18 protein-coding genes, 1 tRNA gene and 1 pseudogene are annotated in these 18122 nt (G+C 72.1%); 12 read left to right on the top strand and 8 right to left on the bottom strand.

Features of this window, described 5'->3' with window-relative positions; translation table 11 throughout:
* Positions 1-48: 48 nt before the first annotated feature.
* Positions 49-540, bottom strand: coding sequence for a MarR family transcriptional regulator (locus O7542_RS25705; RefSeq protein WP_043327632.1), 492 nt, complete (start codon positions 538-540; stop codon positions 49-51).
* A 101-nt stretch (positions 541-641) separates the two neighbouring features.
* Between O7542_RS25705 and O7542_RS25700 the strand changes: the two genes are divergently transcribed.
* Both O7542_RS25700 and O7542_RS25695 read left to right on the top strand, forming a co-directional pair.
* Positions 642-1223, top strand: coding sequence for a YceI family protein (locus tag O7542_RS25700; RefSeq protein ID WP_043327631.1), 582 nt, complete (start codon positions 642-644; stop codon positions 1221-1223).
* A 252-nt stretch (positions 1224-1475) separates the two neighbouring features.
* Positions 1476-2954 carry a hypothetical protein gene (locus O7542_RS25695; RefSeq protein WP_043327630.1) on the top strand — a complete coding sequence of 493 codons (1479 nt, stop codon included), beginning with the start codon at positions 1476-1478 and terminating at the stop codon, positions 2952-2954.
* A 502-nt stretch (positions 2955-3456) separates the two neighbouring features.
* On the opposite strand, the pseudogene O7542_RS25690 reads toward O7542_RS25695, so the two are convergent.
* Positions 3457-4641: pseudogene (locus tag O7542_RS25690) on the bottom strand (hypothetical protein); the annotation flags it as partial.
* A 105-nt stretch (positions 4642-4746) separates the two neighbouring features.
* Between O7542_RS25690 and O7542_RS25685 the strand changes: the two are divergent.
* Positions 4747-5412: a PASTA domain-containing protein gene (locus O7542_RS25685; RefSeq protein WP_113972301.1), complete on the top strand. Its 666-nt coding sequence runs from the start codon at positions 4747-4749 to the stop codon at positions 5410-5412.
* A gap of 98 nt (positions 5413-5510) precedes the next feature.
* Entirely contained in the window at positions 5511-6356 is an 846-nt protein-coding gene (locus O7542_RS25680; RefSeq protein ID WP_187693987.1) for a PASTA domain-containing protein, read from the top strand.
* A gap of 24 nt (positions 6357-6380) precedes the next feature.
* Here O7542_RS25680 and O7542_RS25675 read toward each other — a convergent pair whose 3' ends face one another.
* Both O7542_RS25675 and O7542_RS25670 read right to left on the bottom strand, forming a co-directional pair.
* Positions 6381-6833: a hypothetical protein gene (locus O7542_RS25675; protein ID WP_281605314.1), complete on the bottom strand. Its 453-nt coding sequence runs from the start codon at positions 6831-6833 to the stop codon at positions 6381-6383.
* A 97-nt stretch (positions 6834-6930) separates the two neighbouring features.
* Positions 6931-7218 carry a hypothetical protein gene (locus O7542_RS25670; RefSeq protein ID WP_030500482.1) on the bottom strand — a complete coding sequence of 96 codons (288 nt, stop codon included), beginning with the start codon at positions 7216-7218 and terminating at the stop codon, positions 6931-6933.
* A 610-nt stretch (positions 7219-7828) separates the two neighbouring features.
* Here O7542_RS25670 and O7542_RS25665 point away from each other — a divergent pair.
* The 3 genes from O7542_RS25665 (at position 7829) to O7542_RS25655 (ending at position 9436) form a co-directional block, all read left to right on the top strand.
* Positions 7829-8710: a helix-turn-helix transcriptional regulator gene (locus tag O7542_RS25665; protein ID WP_043327628.1), complete on the top strand. Its 882-nt coding sequence runs from the start codon at positions 7829-7831 to the stop codon at positions 8708-8710.
* Complete coding sequence (locus tag O7542_RS25660) at positions 8680-8901, top strand: DUF397 domain-containing protein (protein WP_281605313.1); 222 nt, start codon at positions 8680-8682, stop codon at positions 8899-8901. Before O7542_RS25665 ends, O7542_RS25660 begins: the two co-directional genes overlap by 31 nt.
* Before the next feature lie 136 nt (positions 8902-9037).
* Positions 9038-9436, top strand: a complete 399-nt coding sequence (locus tag O7542_RS25655; protein WP_043327626.1) for a hypothetical protein — start codon at positions 9038-9040, stop codon at positions 9434-9436.
* Here the strand turns inward: O7542_RS25655 and O7542_RS25650 are convergent.
* The 4 genes from O7542_RS25650 to O7542_RS25635 form a co-directional block, all read right to left on the bottom strand.
* A complete protein-coding gene (locus O7542_RS25650) occupies positions 9404-10006 on the bottom strand; it encodes a hypothetical protein (RefSeq protein ID WP_043327625.1) in 603 nt (200 codons plus the stop codon). The two genes, O7542_RS25655 and O7542_RS25650, sit on opposite strands and share 33 nt — an antisense overlap.
* Positions 10007-10096: 90 nt before the next feature.
* Complete coding sequence (locus O7542_RS25645; RefSeq protein WP_281605312.1) at positions 10097-10903, bottom strand: WecB/TagA/CpsF family glycosyltransferase; 807 nt, start codon at positions 10901-10903, stop codon at positions 10097-10099.
* Entirely contained in the window at positions 10900-12009 is a 1110-nt protein-coding gene (locus O7542_RS25640; RefSeq protein ID WP_051611303.1) for an NAD-dependent epimerase/dehydratase family protein, read from the bottom strand. Before O7542_RS25640 ends, O7542_RS25645 begins: the two co-directional genes overlap by 4 nt.
* 71 nt (positions 12010-12080) lie before the next feature.
* Positions 12081-12166: transfer RNA gene (locus tag O7542_RS25635), tRNA-Leu, on the bottom strand.
* Positions 12167-12375: 209 nt separating this feature from the next.
* Between O7542_RS25635 and O7542_RS25630 the strand changes: the two genes are divergently transcribed.
* From O7542_RS25630 to O7542_RS25610, 5 genes are read left to right on the top strand one after another with little or no spacing between them, the layout of a single operon-like run.
* Positions 12376-13164, top strand: a complete 789-nt coding sequence (locus O7542_RS25630; RefSeq protein WP_026267912.1) for a DUF3662 and FHA domain-containing protein — start codon at positions 12376-12378, stop codon at positions 13162-13164.
* Positions 13165-13170: 6 nt separating this feature from the next.
* On the top strand, positions 13171-13656 hold the full coding sequence (locus tag O7542_RS25625; protein WP_030500489.1) for an FHA domain-containing protein: 486 nt from the start codon (positions 13171-13173) through the stop codon (positions 13654-13656).
* Positions 13653-15098, top strand: a complete 1446-nt coding sequence (locus O7542_RS25620) for a PP2C family serine/threonine-protein phosphatase (protein WP_064447998.1) — start codon at positions 13653-13655, stop codon at positions 15096-15098. Before O7542_RS25625 ends, O7542_RS25620 begins: the two co-directional genes overlap by 4 nt.
* Before the next feature lie 28 nt (positions 15099-15126).
* Positions 15127-16617 (top strand): FtsW/RodA/SpoVE family cell cycle protein, encoded by a 1491-nt coding sequence (locus O7542_RS25615; protein ID WP_043327622.1) that lies wholly within the window; start codon positions 15127-15129, stop codon positions 16615-16617.
* Positions 16614-18122, top strand: a complete 1509-nt coding sequence (locus O7542_RS25610) for a penicillin-binding transpeptidase domain-containing protein (protein WP_043327621.1) — start codon at positions 16614-16616, stop codon at positions 18120-18122. Before O7542_RS25615 ends, O7542_RS25610 begins: the two co-directional genes overlap by 4 nt.

Raw genomic sequence — 18122 nt, 5'->3', positions numbered from 1 at the left:
GCCGGTGACCCGCCGGTATCAATCGGCGGATAGTGGAGCTGTGGACCGTCAGGCGGCGTCCTCGTCCGGCTCGGTGCTGCCGGCCGTGGCACCCGGGTGGACCGCGTCCCGGACCCGGCGCAGCCCGTCCAGCAGCCCGTCGAGCTGGCTCGGGTCGAGCTGGCCGGTGAACCACTGCTCGATGATCCGCAGGTGGCCGGGAAGGATGGCGTCCAGCCGGCTCAGGCCCGCTGCGGTCACCACCGCGAAGGAGCTGCGGCGGTCGGACGGGCAGGCGCGCCGGCGGATCAGCCCGTCCCGCTCCATCCGGTCCACCACGCGGGTCACGCCGCTGGTGGAGAGCGAGGTCTGCGCCGCCAGGTCGGTCATCCGCAGCTGGTTGTTGGGTGAGCGGGCGAGTCGGGTGAGCACCTCGAACTCGACCGGGGAGAGGCCGTGCTCGTCGAACTGGGCGGCGAACCGGGCGGAGAGCCCGGCGTGCGCCTCGACGAGGAGGCCGACGGCGGTGATCCGGGGATCGTCGAACACGTTCTGGTCCACGCCACCATCCTAGCAACACTTGACACAGGGAATATTGCTGTAGCTATAGTTGCTCAGTCAGTCGTTGGGATACTAAAGCGTTTTCCCCGGAGGAGAGCACCATGACCAGCAGCACCGAGGCGACTACCCGCGACTGGGAGGGTCTCACCATCCCCACCCCCGGCACCTATCTTCTGGATGCCGCGCACAAGCGTGTCGGATTCGTCGCCCGGCACATGATGGTCAGCAAGGTACGCGGTGAGTTCGCCGACGCGACCGCCACCATCACCATCGCCGACGACCCGATGCAGTCCACGGTCACCGCCAGCATCCAGGCCGCCAGCATCAACACCGCACAGGCGGACCGCGACGCGCACCTGCGCAGCCCGGAGTTCCTCGACGTCGAGCAGTACCCGACGCTGGAGTTCCGCAGCACCGAGGTGAAGTCCCGCGACGGCAACGAGTTCGTGCTCGTCGGCGAGCTGACCATCAAGGGCGTGACCCGTCAGGTCGAGCTGGAGGTCGAGTTCGAGGGCGTCGGCCGCAGCCCCTTCGGGCAGGACATCTTCGGCTTCTCCGCCTCCACCGAGATCGACCGTGAGGACTTCGGCCTGACCTGGAACGTGGCGCTGGAGACCGGCGGCGTCCTGGTCGGCCGCAAGGTCAAGATCGAGATCGAGGGTGAGGCCATCCGCCAGGGCTGAGCCCGGCCAGGCCCGCGGGGCCCGCACCGTCCGCCGACGGTGCGGGCCCTTCCCGTGTACGCGCAGCGGGTGCGAATCGTCACCCGATGTTCTCCGGCGGACCGCGCTGGTGGGGGTGCCGACGGGGTACAGGTGCAGATCTGCCGCCCGTACAGCGGGCTGCGGACGGGGCGCACTTACGCGCACCACGTGAATGGTTCACAATGCGTTGCGGAACGGTACGGTTCCGTCGCACCGGCGTCGGGAGGACACATGGGCAGAGACGTCGACCAGGGCGCCTTCTCCCGCGAGGATCGGGTCCGCTACCGGCAGAAGGTCCGGCGCTGCCTGGACGTCTTCGCACTGATGCTCGACGACTTCGGCTTCGACGCCGACCGGCCGATGACCGGGCTGGAGATTGAGCTGAACCTGATCGACGCCGCCGCGGAACCCGCCATGCGCAACGACCAGATCCTGGCCGACATCGCCGACCCGCTGTTCCAGACCGAGCTGGGGCAGTTCAACCTCGAACTGAACGCCTCGCCCCGGCTGATCGAGGGCAGCGGCTTCGCCGACTACGAGCAGGACCTGCGCAGCAGCCTCAGCCGCGCCGACGAGCGGGCCGCCAAGTCCGACGCGACGATCATGATGGTCGGCATCCTGCCCACGCTCACCGAACGCCACCTGGTCGCCGACAACCTCTCCACGAACGAGCGGTACCGCGTCCTCAACGACCAGATCGTGGGCGCCCGGGGCGAGGACATCGAGCTGGACATCAACGGCGTCGAGCGGCTGCGTACGCACACCGACTCGATCGCGCCGGAGGCCGCCTGCACCAGCCTCCAGTTCCACCTGCAGGTCGCGCCGGACAGCTTCGCCGACTACTGGAACGCGTCCCAGGCGATCGCCGGCGTCCAGGTCGCCGTCGGGGCCAACTCGCCGTTCCTCTACGGCCGGCAGCTCTGGGCGGAGACCCGGATCGCGCTGTTCCAGCAGGCCACCGACACCCGCCCGGACGAGCTGAAGGCCCAGGGAGTACGCCCCCGGGTGTGGTTCGGGGAGCGCTGGATCACCTCGATCTTCGACCTGTTCGAGGAGAACGTCCGCTACTTCCCGCCGCTGCTGCCGATCTGCGAGGACGAGGACCCGGTCGAGGTGCTGCACGCCGGGGGCGTGCCCCAGCTCGGTGAGCTGCGGCTGCACAACGGCACCGTCTACCGCTGGAACCGGCCGGTCTACGACATCATGAACGACCGCCCGCACCTGCGGGTCGAGAACCGGGTGCTGCCCGCCGGCCCGACAGTGGTGGACATGCTCGCCAACGCGGCCTTCTACTTCGGGCTGGCCCGCGGCCTCGCCGAGGCGGACCGTCCCATCTGGAGCCAGCTGACGTTCAGCTCGGCGGAGGAGAACTTCCACGCCGCCGCCCGGCGCGGCATCGAGGCGGTCCTGCACTGGCCGCGCCTCGGCGACGTACCGGTGACCAAGCTCGTCCTCGAGACGCTGCTCCCGGTGGCCGAGCAGGGGCTGGACCGGTTCGGCGTCGCCCCGGCCGAGCGGGACCGCCTGCTGGGCGTGATCGAGGGCCGTTGCCGTACCGGCCGCAACGGCGCGGTCTGGCAGACCGAGACGGTGTGGGCGGCCGAGCGGCACCGCGGCCTGGACCGCGAGGCTGCCCTGCACCACATGGTCAAGCGCTACGCCGAACTCCAGCGCAGCAACGAGCCCGTACACACCTGGCCCGCCGACTAACCCCGCCCCCGCCCCCGCCCCCGCCCTCCCGCCCCCCGCCTCGCCGATCTTGGAGTTGTGGCGCCTGGGATGCCCTTGTTGGGCGGTTTGGGAGGCACCACAACTCCAAGATCGATGGGAGTGGGCGGGATTCGGGCGAGCGCTGAGGAGCCTCGGGGTACTACGAGGGCTTGTCTGAACGTGACGAGGGACCGTCCTGGCTGGTCTGCGGGTGGTCCAGGGCTTCGGGCTGGCGCTGCGGCGGGACGGCCCGACCCCGACGGCCGGTAGCCGACCGGGTGGCACGGCCCTTCTCCGTTCCGGTCCGGCCGACGGCTACGCCAGGCTCGGCTGCGGCCGTCGCCTCACGCGTGCCGGCCGAGGTGTCCGGTGCCTTGTCCGTCCCGGCCGCCCAGTCCGCCGACCGGTCCGACGCTGACCGGTCCGACGCCGACCGGTCCGACGCCGACCGGTCCGACGCTGACCGGTCCGATGCTGACCGGTCCGACGCTGACCGGCCGACCGCTGACGGGCTCGACGGATCTGCCGCCGACGGACCCGACGTGCCGACCGCTGACGGGCTTGACGGATCTGCCGCTGACGGGCGGGCCTTCCGCGCCCCGAACAATCCGGTCGAGCGCCGGCGCGACACGCCCGACGGGCGTTCACCGGAGCTGCCCGCCGACGACGTGCCGGACGGGTCCGACGCGGATTCGGCCGGCTCCGACGGCCCGTCCTTCGAGGCCGGGTCGCCGGTCGCCGGGTCGGCCTCGCCGACGACCGGGTCCGGCTCGCCGGTGCGCTGGCGCGGAACGGTGACCCGCTCGGCGGCGCGACGCTCGGCGCGCTGGGCGAGCGCGGCCGTCAGCATCGAGCCGCCGACACCGGCGATCACCGCGTACGGGGCGATCAGGTGGGCCGACAACTGCTCGGCGGCGATCCCGGCGAGCCGCGGTACGGCGAGCAGGTACGCCAGTGCCACGAGCAGCGGTCCGGCCGCTCCGGAGGCGGCCGCGCCGACCCGTACCTCGGCGGCGCGGGCCGCGCGCCGGGCCGCCAGCACGCCGATCACGAGCGCGGAGAGCACCGACAGCAGCGCGCCGGGCCAGTAGAAGTAGTCGCGGATCCAGAACGCGCCTCGGTCCGCGCTGATCTGCCAGATGCCGAGTTGGGCGGTGGTCAGGCCACGGCCGGCGATCACCCCGTCGACCACCGACACGACGGCGAGCAGCCAGAGCCAGCCCGAGGTGGCGATGAGGTTGGTGGCGGCGGCGCGGGTGTGCAACGCCCAGGTGGCGAGCAGCATCCCGAGAAGCAGTCCGGCTCCCGCGTACGCGGCGGCGACGGTCTGCGGCGCGGACACGTCCGGCACCTGGGCCGCCCGCGCCGGCACCGCCACCAGCAGTACGGTGACGAGCGCGCCGACAGCTGCGGCGAGCACCAGCGCGAACCGGGGCGGCCGGCCCTGCGACTCGTCGTCCCGGCCCCGCAGGCGCTGGGCGCAGACCGCGCCGGCGATGACCGAGGTCGCCGCGATCCAGGTCGCCCACGCGAGGCTCGCCACCCAGGCCGCCTCGATCCGTACCGCGCCGGTCGGCGCCCAGTTGATGATGCCCAACCCGTACCCGAAACCGAGCTGCGCGGCGCCCGCGCCGGCAGCGACGCCGAGCGCGGCGGCGGTCGATCCTCCCCAGCCCCGACTGACCATGCCGGGGAGCGTAACGTCCCGAGGTCGGCGCGGCGAGTCGTGGCGACACGCCGTGACCGTTTGGCAGCGGTGGATACGGTCGTCGATGAGCGGGGGCGGGGGAACATGACGGACGAGCGGCAACCGGACGGCGACGGCACCGGCCCGGGACGGGCCCGGCTGTTCCTCGGGGGTGGCCTGGCAGTGGTTCTGCTGGCGGTGATCGGGGGCAGCGCCGGCTGGATCCTGGCCGGCGACCCGGACCGTCCGGCCGCCTCCGGCGAGGCCACGCCGGTTGTCACCGCCTCGACGTCCGCGCCGGCCACCACGCCTCCCGCGACCACGGCCCCGACCGGTACGCGGACGAGCACGCCCGCCGGGCTCACCGTGCCCGAGGTGGTCGGCGTCGACTTCGAGCAGGCCCGCCGGGAGTTGCGTGACCGCCGGCTCGGCTGGCGACTGGTCTTCGGCACCGGCGCCGGACGCTCGGTGGAGCGCGCCTCCCCGGCGCCGGGTACGCCGGTGAAGCGCGGCGTCACCGTCTCCCTGTTCGTGACCGGACCGGCCCCGGCGGTCAGCGTGCCCGACGTGGGTGCGCTGTCCTGCTCCGACGCCGCTGACGATCTGGTGGACGCCGGGCTCTATCCCCGCTACGGCACTGGTCGCCAGGGCCCGGTCACGGCACAGGAGCCGGTCGCGGGCAGCCCGGCGCGGTGGAACGACCAGGTGGTGCTGACCTGCGGCGACACCCGGTCCGAGTCGCCGTCCGCCACCCCGTCGCCGACTGGCTGACCGGCGCGGGCGCGCTGATCCCGGCCGACCTGGCGGTGGCCCGTTACGGTGGACGATCGAGGGCCGTGCGCCCCGTCCCGGTGGGGAAAGGACGTGCCATGAGCGACGACCGTCAGGATCCTCCCGCCGGTGACGCAGACGAGACCCGCGCCATGCCCCGGCATCCGGCCGGGGAGGACGCCGACGCCACCCGCGCGATGCCGCGCGACTCGGGCGGAGAGGACGTCGACGCGACCCGCGCCATGCCGCGCAATGCCGCCGGGAGCGACGAGACCCAAGCGATGCCGCCGGACGCGGGCGGTGACGCAACCCGTCCGCTGCCCGGCGGGCCGTCGCGGCGTCCGTTGGACGCCACCGCACCGCAGGAGCCGGTGGGCGCCTGGTCTGGCCGGGCCGGGGTGCCGCCGCCGCGACCGGCCGGCTATCCCGAGCCCGGGGGCGAGTGGTACGGCGACGAGCAGGCCGGACGCCGCTGGTGGATGCCGATCCTGCTGGGCATCCTGGCGCTGCTCCTGCTGGGCTTGATCGGGGCGGGCGTGTGGCTGGCGCTGCGTGCCGCCGACCGGGACTCGGATCCGGGCACGGTGCCGTCGGCGGTGCCGAGCACCTCGGCGCAGACCAGTGCCGCCCCGACGAGCGCCGCGCCGAGCAGTTCCCCGCCGAGCACGCCACCCACGACCGAGGCGGTCGAGGTGCCGATGCCACCGCTTGTGGGGCTGCCGGAGGCCGCCGCCCGGGCGGCGCTCGACCGGCTGGACGTGGACTACCGGGTGCAGCGGCGGGCGTCGGACCGGCCGGCCGGCACGGTGATCTCGACCGATCCGGAGGCCGGCTACCCGGTGGGCGAGGACGACCGGGTCACCATCGTGGTGGCCGTACCTGCGCCGCCGACCGCCGGCCCGAGCTCGCCGGGTTCCGCCCCGGCGACCACCACCACGCCCTGACGTCCACGACCGGCGTCGGAACGTTCACCACTGACGCCGGCGGGCGCCGACCAGCCCGAGGCCGGCGAGTGAGATGGCGAGCCCGAGCAGGCCGGAGTAGAACAGCGACCGGCTGAGGTCGTCGGTGGGGTCGGTGGGCCGCTCGGCGAGCGTGCCCTCGCCGCCTCCGGTGCCCGCGGGCGGCGCGTCGGCCTCCGGATCGTCCTCGTCCTGCGACGGGTCGGTGGGAGACCAGCCGTCGTCCTCGCCGGCCGCCGGCCGGGCGTCCTCGCCGGATGCGGCTCGGCTGTCCTCACCGGCCACGGTGATCTCCGGGGCCGGTACCGGCTCGGCGAGCTGCTGGGTGGCGGAGAAGGCGGGGTGCCGCACCACGAGCGCGAGCGCGGTGGCCACGACGAGGAAGGCGAACAGCCCGAGGGCATAGCCGACACGGGACCGGTGGTGCCGCCGCGCGGCGGGCAGATTGACCATGACCATCCCAGGTTCAGGGTCCGTGGCGCGCGGGTGGAACATGCCGGGGTGGGCGTACCGATTCTATGGCGTCGGCACGCCCTCCCGACCGGGAATCGTGAGGTCAGCCCACCCGGACCGGAGTCCGGACCACCGGGCGGCGGGCCGTCCGGACGGTGTGCTGCCGGGGAACCGGCGCAGCGTGGACCTGCTGCAACCCCTCTTCGAGTACGAAGATCGACCGCCGGTTGACCGCGTCCCCCGCCGCGTTCAACTCGTAGCCGTCGAGCCAGAGCCAACCGTCGTAGGTCGGCCAGTCGAGAATCCGGATCACCCGGAACATGATCGGTCGGAAGAACTGGACACTCGCCGCGCGCGTCACGTGCAGTACGTCACCGGAGCGGGGAAGCACATGGGCTCCTGGGGAGGGTCGGCCGGTCGTCGGGACCGGCGAGGCTGAACGAGGTCGGTGCGGTCCGGTGACGGGGGTCTGCCTCGTGGACCGGCGGTCGTTTGGCGGTGCTGGTCGGGCCGTACCCGCGGTGGCGGACCGCCACCCGACCATCACCCGGCTGCTCCCGGTTACCGCTCCCGCCGCCGCAGCCAAGCTGGCTTGCAGCGACGGGGTCTTCATTCCGGGGCAGGTCGCACGGCGCGGGACGGCTCCCCTCCGGCCGTCCCACGGACCGCGGTGTCACCACGCCCGGAGATCGTTCGAAGACGGTGAGTAACCCGTGCCATACGGACAGAGTGCTACAGCGACGTGCGACATGCAAGTTGCACGTCGTGTTTTGCGGATAGGTGAGGAGGACACGTGAACGGGAAACTTGAAGCGTCAGGTATCGGGGCGTCACACTGGACGCCGGTTTCGCCCGTCGCGGCCGGTCGACGACCGGCACCACCCCTGCCGCGAACGCTCGCCCGCCGCCCGCCGGTCGCGCCCGCGGTGGGTGCGGAATCGGGGCGCGACCGACCGGAGGTAGCCGGGTGACTGTGACGCAGTCGCGAGCCGAGGAGATGCCGTGACCGAACGGCGCAGCCCCACCATCCGGCGGCGCCGGCTGGGGGCGGAACTCCGCCGGCAGCGCGAGGCCGCGGGCATCACCATAGAAGCGGTGGCCGAGCAGTTGGAGTGCTCGGCGTCGAAGGTCTCCCGGATCGAGACCGGCCACACCACCGCCACGCCGCGCGACGTGCGCGACATGCTCCGTATCTACGGAGTCGTCGGCGCGGAGAGCGACGAGCTGGTGCAGATCGCCCGTGAGGCCCGGCAGAAGGGCTGGTGGCATCCGTACAGCACGGTGCTGGTCGGGGCGTACGTCGGCCTGGAGGCCGCGGCCAGCTCCATCCGGGCGTACGAGCAGCAGGTCGTGCCGGGGCTGCTGGAGACCGAGGAGTACGCCGGCGCGATGATCCGGGCGGCCCGGCCGGACTTCACCGCCGAACAAGTAGACCAACGGGTGCGTGTCCGATTGGGCCGTCAGTCGTTGTTGACGCAGGACGATCCGGTCGATCTGTGGGTGGTGCTCGATGAGGCGGTGCTGAGCAGGCCGGTTGGCGGCGACGCGGTGATGCGTGGTCAGCTCAAGCGGCTGGTGGAGGTGGCTGAACTGCCGAACGTGACAGTGCAGGTCCTGCCCTTCGAGGTGGGCGCGCACGCGGGCATGGACGGCACCTTCACGATCCTCAGCTTCCCCGAGCCGAGTGATCCCGATGTCGTGTACGCGGAGAACGCCACGGGTGGGCTCTTCCTGGAGAAGAGCGACGAACTGCAGAAGTACAGCTTCATCTTCGATCACATTCGAGCAGCGGCCATACGCCCGGAGGAATCCATCGCACATATCGCGAAACTGGCAGAGGAGCCACTGTGGAAATGGCGACCAAGGAGTTCCCCGTGGACCTGACGCAGGCGACGTGGTTCAAGAGCTCGAAGAGCGGGCCGAACTGCGACAACTGCGTGGAGGTCGCGTACGTGACCGGGGCGGTCGGGGTCCGGGACTCGAAGAACAAGACAGGCCCGGCCCTGATCTTCGCTCCGGACGACTGGCAGACCTTCGTCGCCCGCGCCCGGGGCGGCGCGTTCGGCCGGAGCTGACCGGCACCGCAGCGTGGTCCCGTCCGGCAGCGTTGCCGGGCGGGACCATTCGCGTCCGGACGCCGCACCCGTCGCCAGTTTCGATCCGCCTCGTTGAACCGCACGGATCGGCAACCGAACGAGGCAGGCGAGACGGATGACGACGATCGGTTCAGAGAACCTCACCAGCGGCCCGGGCAAGCCCGAGCGGTTCGGTGGCAAGTACCGCGGCGCCCGCCGGGACACCGTCCTCACCGAGGTGGTCTCCGGCGACGGCGAGGAGGCCCGCGAGGGTGGCGTGCCCGAGCAGGCCGCGACGCCGCTGTCCCTGCCGTCGCTGGACCCCAACCCGCTCACCGAGCCGTCGTTCCCGCCGAGCGGCTGGCCGATCGAGCAGCAGGAGTCCCTGGTGGACCATCCGCTGCTGCGCGGTCTGCTGATGGAACTGCCGCCGAAGGGCAGCGTCCCTCCGCCCGGCTGGCTGGACCGTTGGTTCGAGGCGACCCGCGCGATCCTGGAGCTGCTATACGTGCAGGGCGCGAGCCGGTCGCGCTGACACCGGCTCGGCCGCCGGCATGGCCCGCTCGGCGAGCCGGTTGTGCCGCAGCGCGTGGCGTACCCCGATCGCGCACACACCGAGCACCGCGACGGTGATCACCGGGCCGGCCACTCCGGGCGCGGCGAGCAGGTCGACGCCGAGCGCCGGCAGCACGGCCACCAGCACCGCGAGCGCCGTCGCCTGCAACGGCAGCGCGATCAGCGGATGCGCCGCGGCCGCGCGCAGCCCGTGCGGGGCGGGCGTTCCCGGCGCCGCCGCGAACGCGCCCGCGCCGGAGCGCAGCCGCCGGACCCGCCGTACCGTGCAGACCGCCACCACGGCCGCCGGCGCCGCCGCGAGGCCGAGCGCGGCGGCGGCCCGGTCCACAGCGGTGTCGCCGGCGCTCTGCAGGCCCGCGGCGAGGACCGCCGCGGTGAGCGCGAGGCCGGTCAGCACCAGGGCGGACAACCATCCGGTACGCCGGCGCAGCGCGCGGGCGCGGTCGAGCCCGGGCAGGCCCTCCGCGACCAGTCCGGCGGCGAGCCAGACGGCGGCGACGGGAAGCAGTACGGCGAGACGGTCATCCATGCCCCCTAGCCTTGCCCGTTTCGACGTTCGGCGAATCCGGGACGGCACCCCGGTTCGCCCCGTACCCGGGCCCGTAGGGGTGGGGGCGGCTCAGACGTCGAACGTGGCGGGACGCCCGGTGGCCGGCGCCGGCGGGGTGGCCTTCCACAGGCCGGTCTTCTGGGCGGCGAGCCGGGCCAGGTAGGCCGGGTTGAGGATGACGTACCGGCGCCACAGACGCTTGGGTTCCAGGCCGAGCCGCCAGAACCACTCCAGCCCGGCGCGCTGCATCCACGGTGGCGGGTTGCGCAGCAGGCCGGCGTGGTAGTCGAAGGCCGCGCCGACAGCCATCAGCGGCATGTCCAGCAGCGGGCGCATGGCGTACGCGAAGACCTCCTGGCGCGGGCAGCCCAGCCCGACCAGGACGAGGCGGGCGCCGCTGGCCCGGATCCGGTCGGCGATCTCGGCGTCCTCGCCCGGGGTGGCGGCGCGGAACTTGGACGGCTCGACCCCGGCGATCTTCAGCGCGGGGAACTTGCGCTCCAGCGCCGGGACCAGCCGGGACAGCGTCTCCTCGGTGGAGCCGTAGAGGTAGACCGGCAGCCCCTCCTCGGCGAACCGGGCGAGCACCCGCAGGGTCAGCTCCGGCCCGTAGACGCGGTCGGTGAGCCCGGCGCCGTGCAGCAGGTTGAGCGCCCAGCGCACCGGCTGACCGTCCGGGGTGACCACGTCGAACGAGTTGAGCCGGGCGTTGTGCGCCGGGTCGAGCACGCCGGTCATCACGCCGTGCACGGCGAGCGCGGTGAGCGCCAGTGGGCGGCGTTCGTGCGCGGCCGAGACCACGGCCTCGGTGGCCCGGGCGTAGTCGGTCGCGTCGACCCCGACGCCGAGGACGTTGCGCTTGGTCCCGGCGCTCATGCCTTCGGCACCCACTTGTCGACGTTGGCCTCGTAGATCTCGCGGAGGATCATCGGCACGTCGTACGTGATCTTCCAGGACGGGTAGTGCTCCTCGAAGCGGGCCATGCTGCTGACGTACCACTGGTGGTCGCCGGTGCGGGCCTGCTCGACGTAGTTGATCCGGGCCTCGCGGCCGGTGATCTCCTGGGCGATCCGGAACGCCTCGATGTGCGAGGTGTTCGAGTGCCGGCCGCCGCCGAGGTTGTAGACCTGGGCCGAGCGCGGCTCGCGGAAGAACGCCTCGAAGGCGGTGAGCACGTCGTGCGAGTGGATCGCGTCCCGGACCATCTTCCCCTTGTAGCCGAAGAGGTTGTACGTCCGGCCCTCCATCACGCAGCGCATCAGGTACGCCAGGAAGCCGTGCAGCTCGGCGGCGGAGTGCGCCGGGCCGGTCAGTGTGCCGCCCCGGAAGCAGGCGGTCTTCATGTCGAAGTAGCGGCCGTACTCCTGGACCATCACGTCCGAGGCGACCTTCGAGGCGCCGAAGATCGAGTGCAGCGACTCGTCGATCGACATGTCCTCGGTGATGCCGTCGTACCAGCGGTGGTCCTCGGGCAGCTCGTAGCGGGTCTCCAGCTCGATCAGCGGCAGCGAGTTGGGCCGGTCGCCGTACACCTTGTTCGTGGAGCAGTGGATGAACGGCGCGTCGATCGCGTGCCGCCGGGTGTACTCCAGCACGTTGAGCGTGCCGCCGGCGTTCACGTCGAAGTCGGTGAACGGCTCCTTGGCGGCCCAGTCGTGGCTCGGCTGGGCGGCGCTGTGGATCACCACGGCGATGTCCTTGCCGTACCGCTTGAAGACCTGCTCCAGGCCGTCCCGGTCGCGGATGTCCACGGCGTGGTGGGTGTACGCGGAGCCGAGGTCGGCGGCGAGCCGGTCCAGGCTCCAGGCGGTCGAGCCGTCCTCGCCGAAGAAGTACCGCCGCATGTCGTTGTCGATGCCGACCACGTCGAGACCCAGTCCGGCGAAGTGCCGGGCCGCCTCGGAGCCGATCAGACCGCCGGAACCGGTCACCAACGCGACAGTCACACGCCACTCCTGGTCCGTGGGAGGCAGGGAAACCATCGGAGCATAGCGTGACGTCCGAAACGCCCCGATACGAAGCAAGGGCCCCGCTGTGTGCGGAGCCCTTGTTCTGGTGGGGATGGGGGGAGTTGAACCCCCACGTCCTTTCGGACACACGGACCTGAACCGTGCGCGTCTGCCATTCCGCCACATCCCCGTGGCACGACCCGGAACACCATATCGCATCCCGCGCCCGCCATCTGCGACGGGTGCCGGGACATATTACGCTGTCCACTGGCCACGCCACGAACGATCACCGCTCGTGGCGGGCGAAACTTTAGCACGTCCGCGGGCCTGGTCACGAACGGGCCGACGGCAGCCGGCCGAGCGGCGTGTGAGCTGCGGAGGCGGTGTCCGGATACCATCATTGCCTCGGGACCCGAGGAGGAGCCGGTGAGCGTGCTGCAACGCTTCGAGAAGCGTCTGGAAGGCCTGGTCGAGGGGGCCTTCGCCAAGGTCTTCAAAGGGGTGGTCCACCCCGTGGAGATCCTCAACGCCATGCAGCGGGAGGCCGAGGCGCACAAGGCGATCCTGGCCGGTGGGCGCACCCTTGTGCCCAACCGCTACGTGATCGATCTCTCGCCCTACGACCACAGTCGGCTGGCGCCGTACGCTGCCGCGCTGGCCCAGGAGCTGGCGCAGTCGCAGGCCGAGTTCATCGGCGAGCAGGCGTGGACGGTCTACGGCGACGTGATCGTCGAGGTCGAGCGCGGTGAGGGCCTGGACACCGGCATGTTCAGGGTCACCGCCGAGGTCTACACCGGCGGGGACGTCGCCCCGGTCTCCGCGCCCGGCGGCTACGACGCCGGCCCGGCGTACCCGGCGTACGACCAGGGCGGCGGCTACGGCCCTCCGCCCGGTCACGGCGGTGGCCGCAACGTCCGCCTGGTCTCCGGCGACGGCCGCACCTACCCCCTCCAGATGGGCTCGACCGTGATCGGCCGCGGCGACCAGGCCAACCTGCGCCTGCCCGACGTCGGCATCTCGCGACGCCACGCCCGGCTGGACTTCGACGGCGGGCAGGTCGTGCTGACCGACCTGGGCTCCACGAACGGCACGATGGTCAACGGCCAGCGCGTCTCGGCGGTCGCCCTCAACCCCGGCGACATGATCCAGCTCGGCACCACGACGCTGACCTTCCGCGTGGACGGCTGATCCCCGTTGCCGGAGCTCGTCATCACCGTCGCCCGGTTCGGGTTCCTCATCCTGCTGTGGATCTTCGTGTTCACGGTCGTCGGTGTGATCCGCCGGGACCTGTTCGCGGGCGCCCGGTCGGGCCGCCTGGTGGCCGCGCCGCGGGGGATCGGCGCGTCGACCGGGCAGGCGGGGAAGCCGGCGAAGGCCAAGCGCGGCCGGGCCGCCCACCAGCTCGTGGTCACCGCCGGCCAGCTGGCCGGCACCCGGATCACGCTCGGCGAGGCCCAGATCACCATCGGCCGGGCGGAGGACTCGACGCTGGTGATCACCGACGACTACGCCTCGGCGCGACACGCCCGGCTGGTGCCCCGTGAGGGGCAGTGGTACGTCGAGGACCTCGGATCGACTAACGGCACCTATCTCGATCGCGCTAAGGTCACCGGACCAACCCCCGTCCCCCTCGGCGTGCCGATCCGGATCGGCCGCACTTCCCTCGAATTACGGCCATGACTCTGACCCTGCGCTACGCGGCCCACAGCGACCGCGGTCTGATCCGAGACGGCAATCAGGATTCCGTCTACGCCGGACCGCGGCTGCTCGCCGTGGCCGACGGCATGGGCGGCATGGCCGCCGGTGACGTCGCCAGCAACATCGTCATCGGTGCCATGGCGCCGCTCGACGAGGACGTCCCCGGTGACGCCCTGGTCGACGCGCTCCGCTCCGCCGTGGGCACCGCCAACCAGCAGCTCCGCGACACCGTGGACGCCAACCCGCAGCTGGAGGGGATGGGCACCACGCTCACCGCGACCCTCTTCTCCGGCAGCAAGCTCGGGATGGTCCACATCGGTGACTCGCGGGCCTATCTCCTGCGCAACGGTGAGTTCGCGCAGATCACCAAGGACGACACGTACGTCCAGATGCTCGTCGACGAGGGCCGGATCAGCGCGGAGGAGGCGAGCAGCCACCCCCAGCGCTCGCTGCTCACCCGGGCGCTCGACGGCCGCGACATCGACCCGGAGTACAGCGTCCGGCAGGTGCTGCCCGGCGACCGCTACCTGATCTGCTCCGACGGGCTCTCCGGCGTGGTCAGCGCGGACACCATCGCCGACACCATGCGGGAGTACCCCGACCCGCAGCGGTGCGTGGAACGCCTGGTGCAGCTCGCGCTGCGCGGCGGCGGCCCGGACAACATCACCGTGATCATCGCCGACGCCACCGACCAGGACATCGTCGAGGCGTCCCCGATCGTGGGCGGCGCCGCCGCCCGGGACCGCGGCATGGCGACCTCGGCCGACGACTCCACCCCGGCCGCCCGCGCCTCGGCGCTGTCCGCGCCCCGGCCACCCGTCCCCGAGGAGCCGGCGGACAACCGCGACGACGAGCCCGACGGCCGGCGCCGCCGACCGCTGCGCACCGTCGCGATGGTGCTGGCGCTCGCGGTCATCGTCGGCGGCGGCGTGTTCGGCGGCTGGACGTACACCCAGCGGCAGTACTACGTCGGCGCCACCGACGACGGCCAGCTCGCGGTCTTCCGCGGCGTGCCCGGCCAGGTCGCCGGGCTGGACCTGTCGAACGTGCACGAGCGCAGCGACGCCCGGCTCGACGACCTGACGCTGGCCGCCCAGGAGCGGGTGAAGCAGGGTATCCAGGCCCGCAACGAGCCGGACGCCGAGCGCCGGCTGGCGGAGCTGACCAGCGACGACCCGGGCAACCCGAACCTCAAGCCGCTCTGCCCGCCCGACCCGACGCCCGGTGTGACCAGTCCGACGCCGGTGGCCACCACCGACCCGCTGCCCCCGCCGAGCGGCAGCCCGCTCCCGTCCACGCCGCCCGTGGGCGCGTCGACGCCCACCCCCGACGCGCCGACGCCGACGTTCACCACCACGCCCGACGCCGTTCCCTCCGACACCGTTCCGCCGGCCGATCCGGCGGGTTGCCGGTCGCCGCAGTGAGTGCCGGCTCGATCCCGAGGACGTATCCGTGACCGCAGCCGCCGTACCGGCCGCCTCGCCCGCTTCGACGGGCGAGCAGTCCGGCGTACGCCTGGCCCGGTCCCGGCGTAACGCCGAGCTGTCCCTGCTCCTGCTCGCCATGGTGCTCGTGGCGGCGTACGCGGCGATGGTCGAGGCGAAGGCGCTGGACACGATCACGTCCGACTTCTGGATCCCGGCCGCCGCGCTGGGGCTGGTCTTCCTCGGCCTGCACCTGGTGATCCGCTGGCTGGCGCCGTACGCCGATCCGGCGCTGCTGCCGGCGGTGGCCCTGCTCAACGGCATCGGCGTGGGCTTCCTGCGCCGGTACGACCTGGCCAAGGCCGCGCCCGCGGAGCGGGAGGACCTGGCCATCTTCGCCGGCACCGGTGGCCGGCAGCTCGCCTGGACGCTGGCCGCCGTGGTGCTTGCCGCCGGGCTGCTGGCGATCCTGCGCGACCACCGGTCGCTGTCCCGGTACGCGTACACGCTGGGCCTGGCCGGCATCGTGCTGGTGATGATCCCGGCGGTGCTGCCCAGCCGCTTCTCCGAGATCAACGGCGCCAAGCTGTGGATCAAGTTCGGCGGGTTCTCCATCCAGCCGGGCGAGTTCGCCAAGCTGGCCCTGCTCACGTTCTTCGCCTACTACCTGGTGCGCAAGCGTGAGGTGCTCTCGCTCGCCAGCCGGCGGGTGCTCGGCATCGACTTCCCGCGCGGGCGCGACCTCGGCCCGGTGCTGGTGGTGTGGCTGGTCAGCCTCCTGGTCCTGATCTTCGAGAAGGACCTGGGCACCTCGCTGCTCTACTTCGGCATGTTCGTGGTGACGCTCTACATCGCCACCGAGCGGGTCAGCTGGCTGCTCATCGGTCTGATCCTGTTCTTCGGCGGCGCCTATCTGGCGTACGTGCTGGGCAGCACCGTGGGCGGCCCGTTCGCGAACTTCTACGACCGGGCGCAGATCTGGCTCGACCCGTTCGCCGAGCCGTACGACCGGGGTTACCAGTTGGTGCAGGGCCTGCTCACGCTCGGTACCGGCGGTCTGTTCGGGGCCGGTCCGGGTGGCGGCCAGCCGACGCTGCTGCCCGAGGTGCAGACCGACTTCATCTTCGCCGGCATCGGTGAGGAGATCGGCCTGTTCGGTCTCTCCGCGCTGCTGGTGATCTACCTGCTGATCGTGGAGCGGGGCCTGCGCGCCGCGCTGGCGGTGCGGGACTCGTTCGGCAAGCTGCTCGCCGGTGGCCTGGCGTTCACGCTGGGCCTGCAGGTCTTCGTCATCGTCGGCGGCATCAGCAAGCTCATCCCGCTGACCGGCCAGACCACCCCGTTCCTGTCCGCCGGTGGCTCCTCGCTGATGGCGAACTGGCTGCTGATCGCGGTGCTGCTGCGCGTCTCCGACGGTGCCCGCCGACCGGTGACCGGTGGTGGCGGCCCGGCGGCCCGGCCGTCCGGTGGTCCACCCGAGCAGTTGCACGGCGCCCCGACGGAGGTGATCCGACCGTGAACGCCCCCCTGCGCCGCGTCGGCGTGGTCGTGATGGTCCTGTTCGGGCTCCTCTTCGCGAACCTGAACTGGATCCAGGCCTACAAGGCCGACGAATACCGCAACAGCGACTACAACGGCCGGGTCCAGGTCGCCGAGTACGACCGCAAGCGCGGCAACATCGAGGTCGGCGGCACCGCGTACGCGCTCAGCAAGGAGACCGGCGGTGAGCTGAAGTACCAGCGCACCTACCCGGGCGGTGAGATGTACGCGCACGTGCTCGGCTGGAAGCCGGTCAACGGCAGCGCGAGCGGTATCGAGCGGGTGGAGAACGACTTCCTCGCCGGCACCAGCGACGCGCTGATCGCCAACCGGATCAAGGACATGTTCACCGGTGACGAGACCGGTGGCGGGAACGTGGTGCTGACGCTGTCGAAGCGGGCCCAGGAGACGGCGTACAAGCAGCTGAACGACAACCAGGTGGGCGCGACGAAGGGCGCGGCGATCGCGATCGACCCGCGTACCGGCGCGGTGCAGGCGCTGGTCTCCATGCCGAGCTTCGACCCGAACCCGCTGGCCAGCCACAACAGCACCGAGGCGGACCGGGCGTACAACACGCTGGAGAAGGACAAGGATCGGCCGCTGGCGAACCGGGCGCTGTCCGAGACGCTGCCGCCCGGCTCCACCTTCAAGATCATCATGGCGGCTGCCGCGCTGGAGAACGGCGTCGGCCAGCAGACCCGCATCCCCGCCGGCTCCAGCTACACCGCGCCCGGCGCCGGGCAGCCGATCCGCAACGCCGCGCCGTCGATCTGCCCCGAGTCGCAGGTGACGCTGCGCGAGGCGGTCACCGAGTCCTGCAACACCGGCTTCGCCCAGCTCGGCGTACGGCTCGGCGCGGACAAGGTGAAGGAGAAGGCCAAGCAGTTCGGCTTCGAGCAGGACGACCTCACCGTCGGCCAGCTCGGCGAGGGTGGCCTGCCGGTGGCGGCCAGCCGCACCGGCGACATGCAGAACCCGGACGGCAGCACCGACCCGGCCGCGCTCGCCCAGTCGTCGATCGGCCAGAACAACGTGCGGATGACGCCGCTGCAGGGCGCGCTGATCGCTGCCGCGGTGGCCAACAAGGACGGCAAGCAGATGCGTCCGTACCTGGTCAAGCAGTTGCTCGGGCCGGACCGCACCACCGTCTACGACCCCGCCCAGCCGCGCGAGCTGCGCCGCCCGATCAGCGGCCAGGTCGCCGCCGACCTGCGCGACATGATGCAGAACGTGGTGAAGGAGGGCACCGGCCGCCGGGCCGCCATCGACGGCTACCTGGTCGGCGGCAAGACCGGTACCGCGCAGTCCGGCCCGAACACCCCGGACCACGGCTGGTTCATCGGCTTCGCCCTGGACAAGGACGGCACGCCGCTGTCCGCCGTCTGCGTCGAGCTGGAGCAGGCGGGCAACGGCGGCAGCGCCGAGGCGGCCCGCATCGCCGGCCGGATCATGGCGGCGGCCATCGCGGACTCCGGGAGGCGCTGA

The organism is Micromonospora sp. WMMC264 (assembly GCF_027497275.1).
Classification (GTDB): Bacteria; Actinomycetota; Actinomycetes; order Mycobacteriales; family Micromonosporaceae; genus Micromonospora; species Micromonospora chalcea.
Note: the sequence above shows the minus strand (reverse complement) of the source record. Positions and strands in the feature narration are given on the sequence as shown.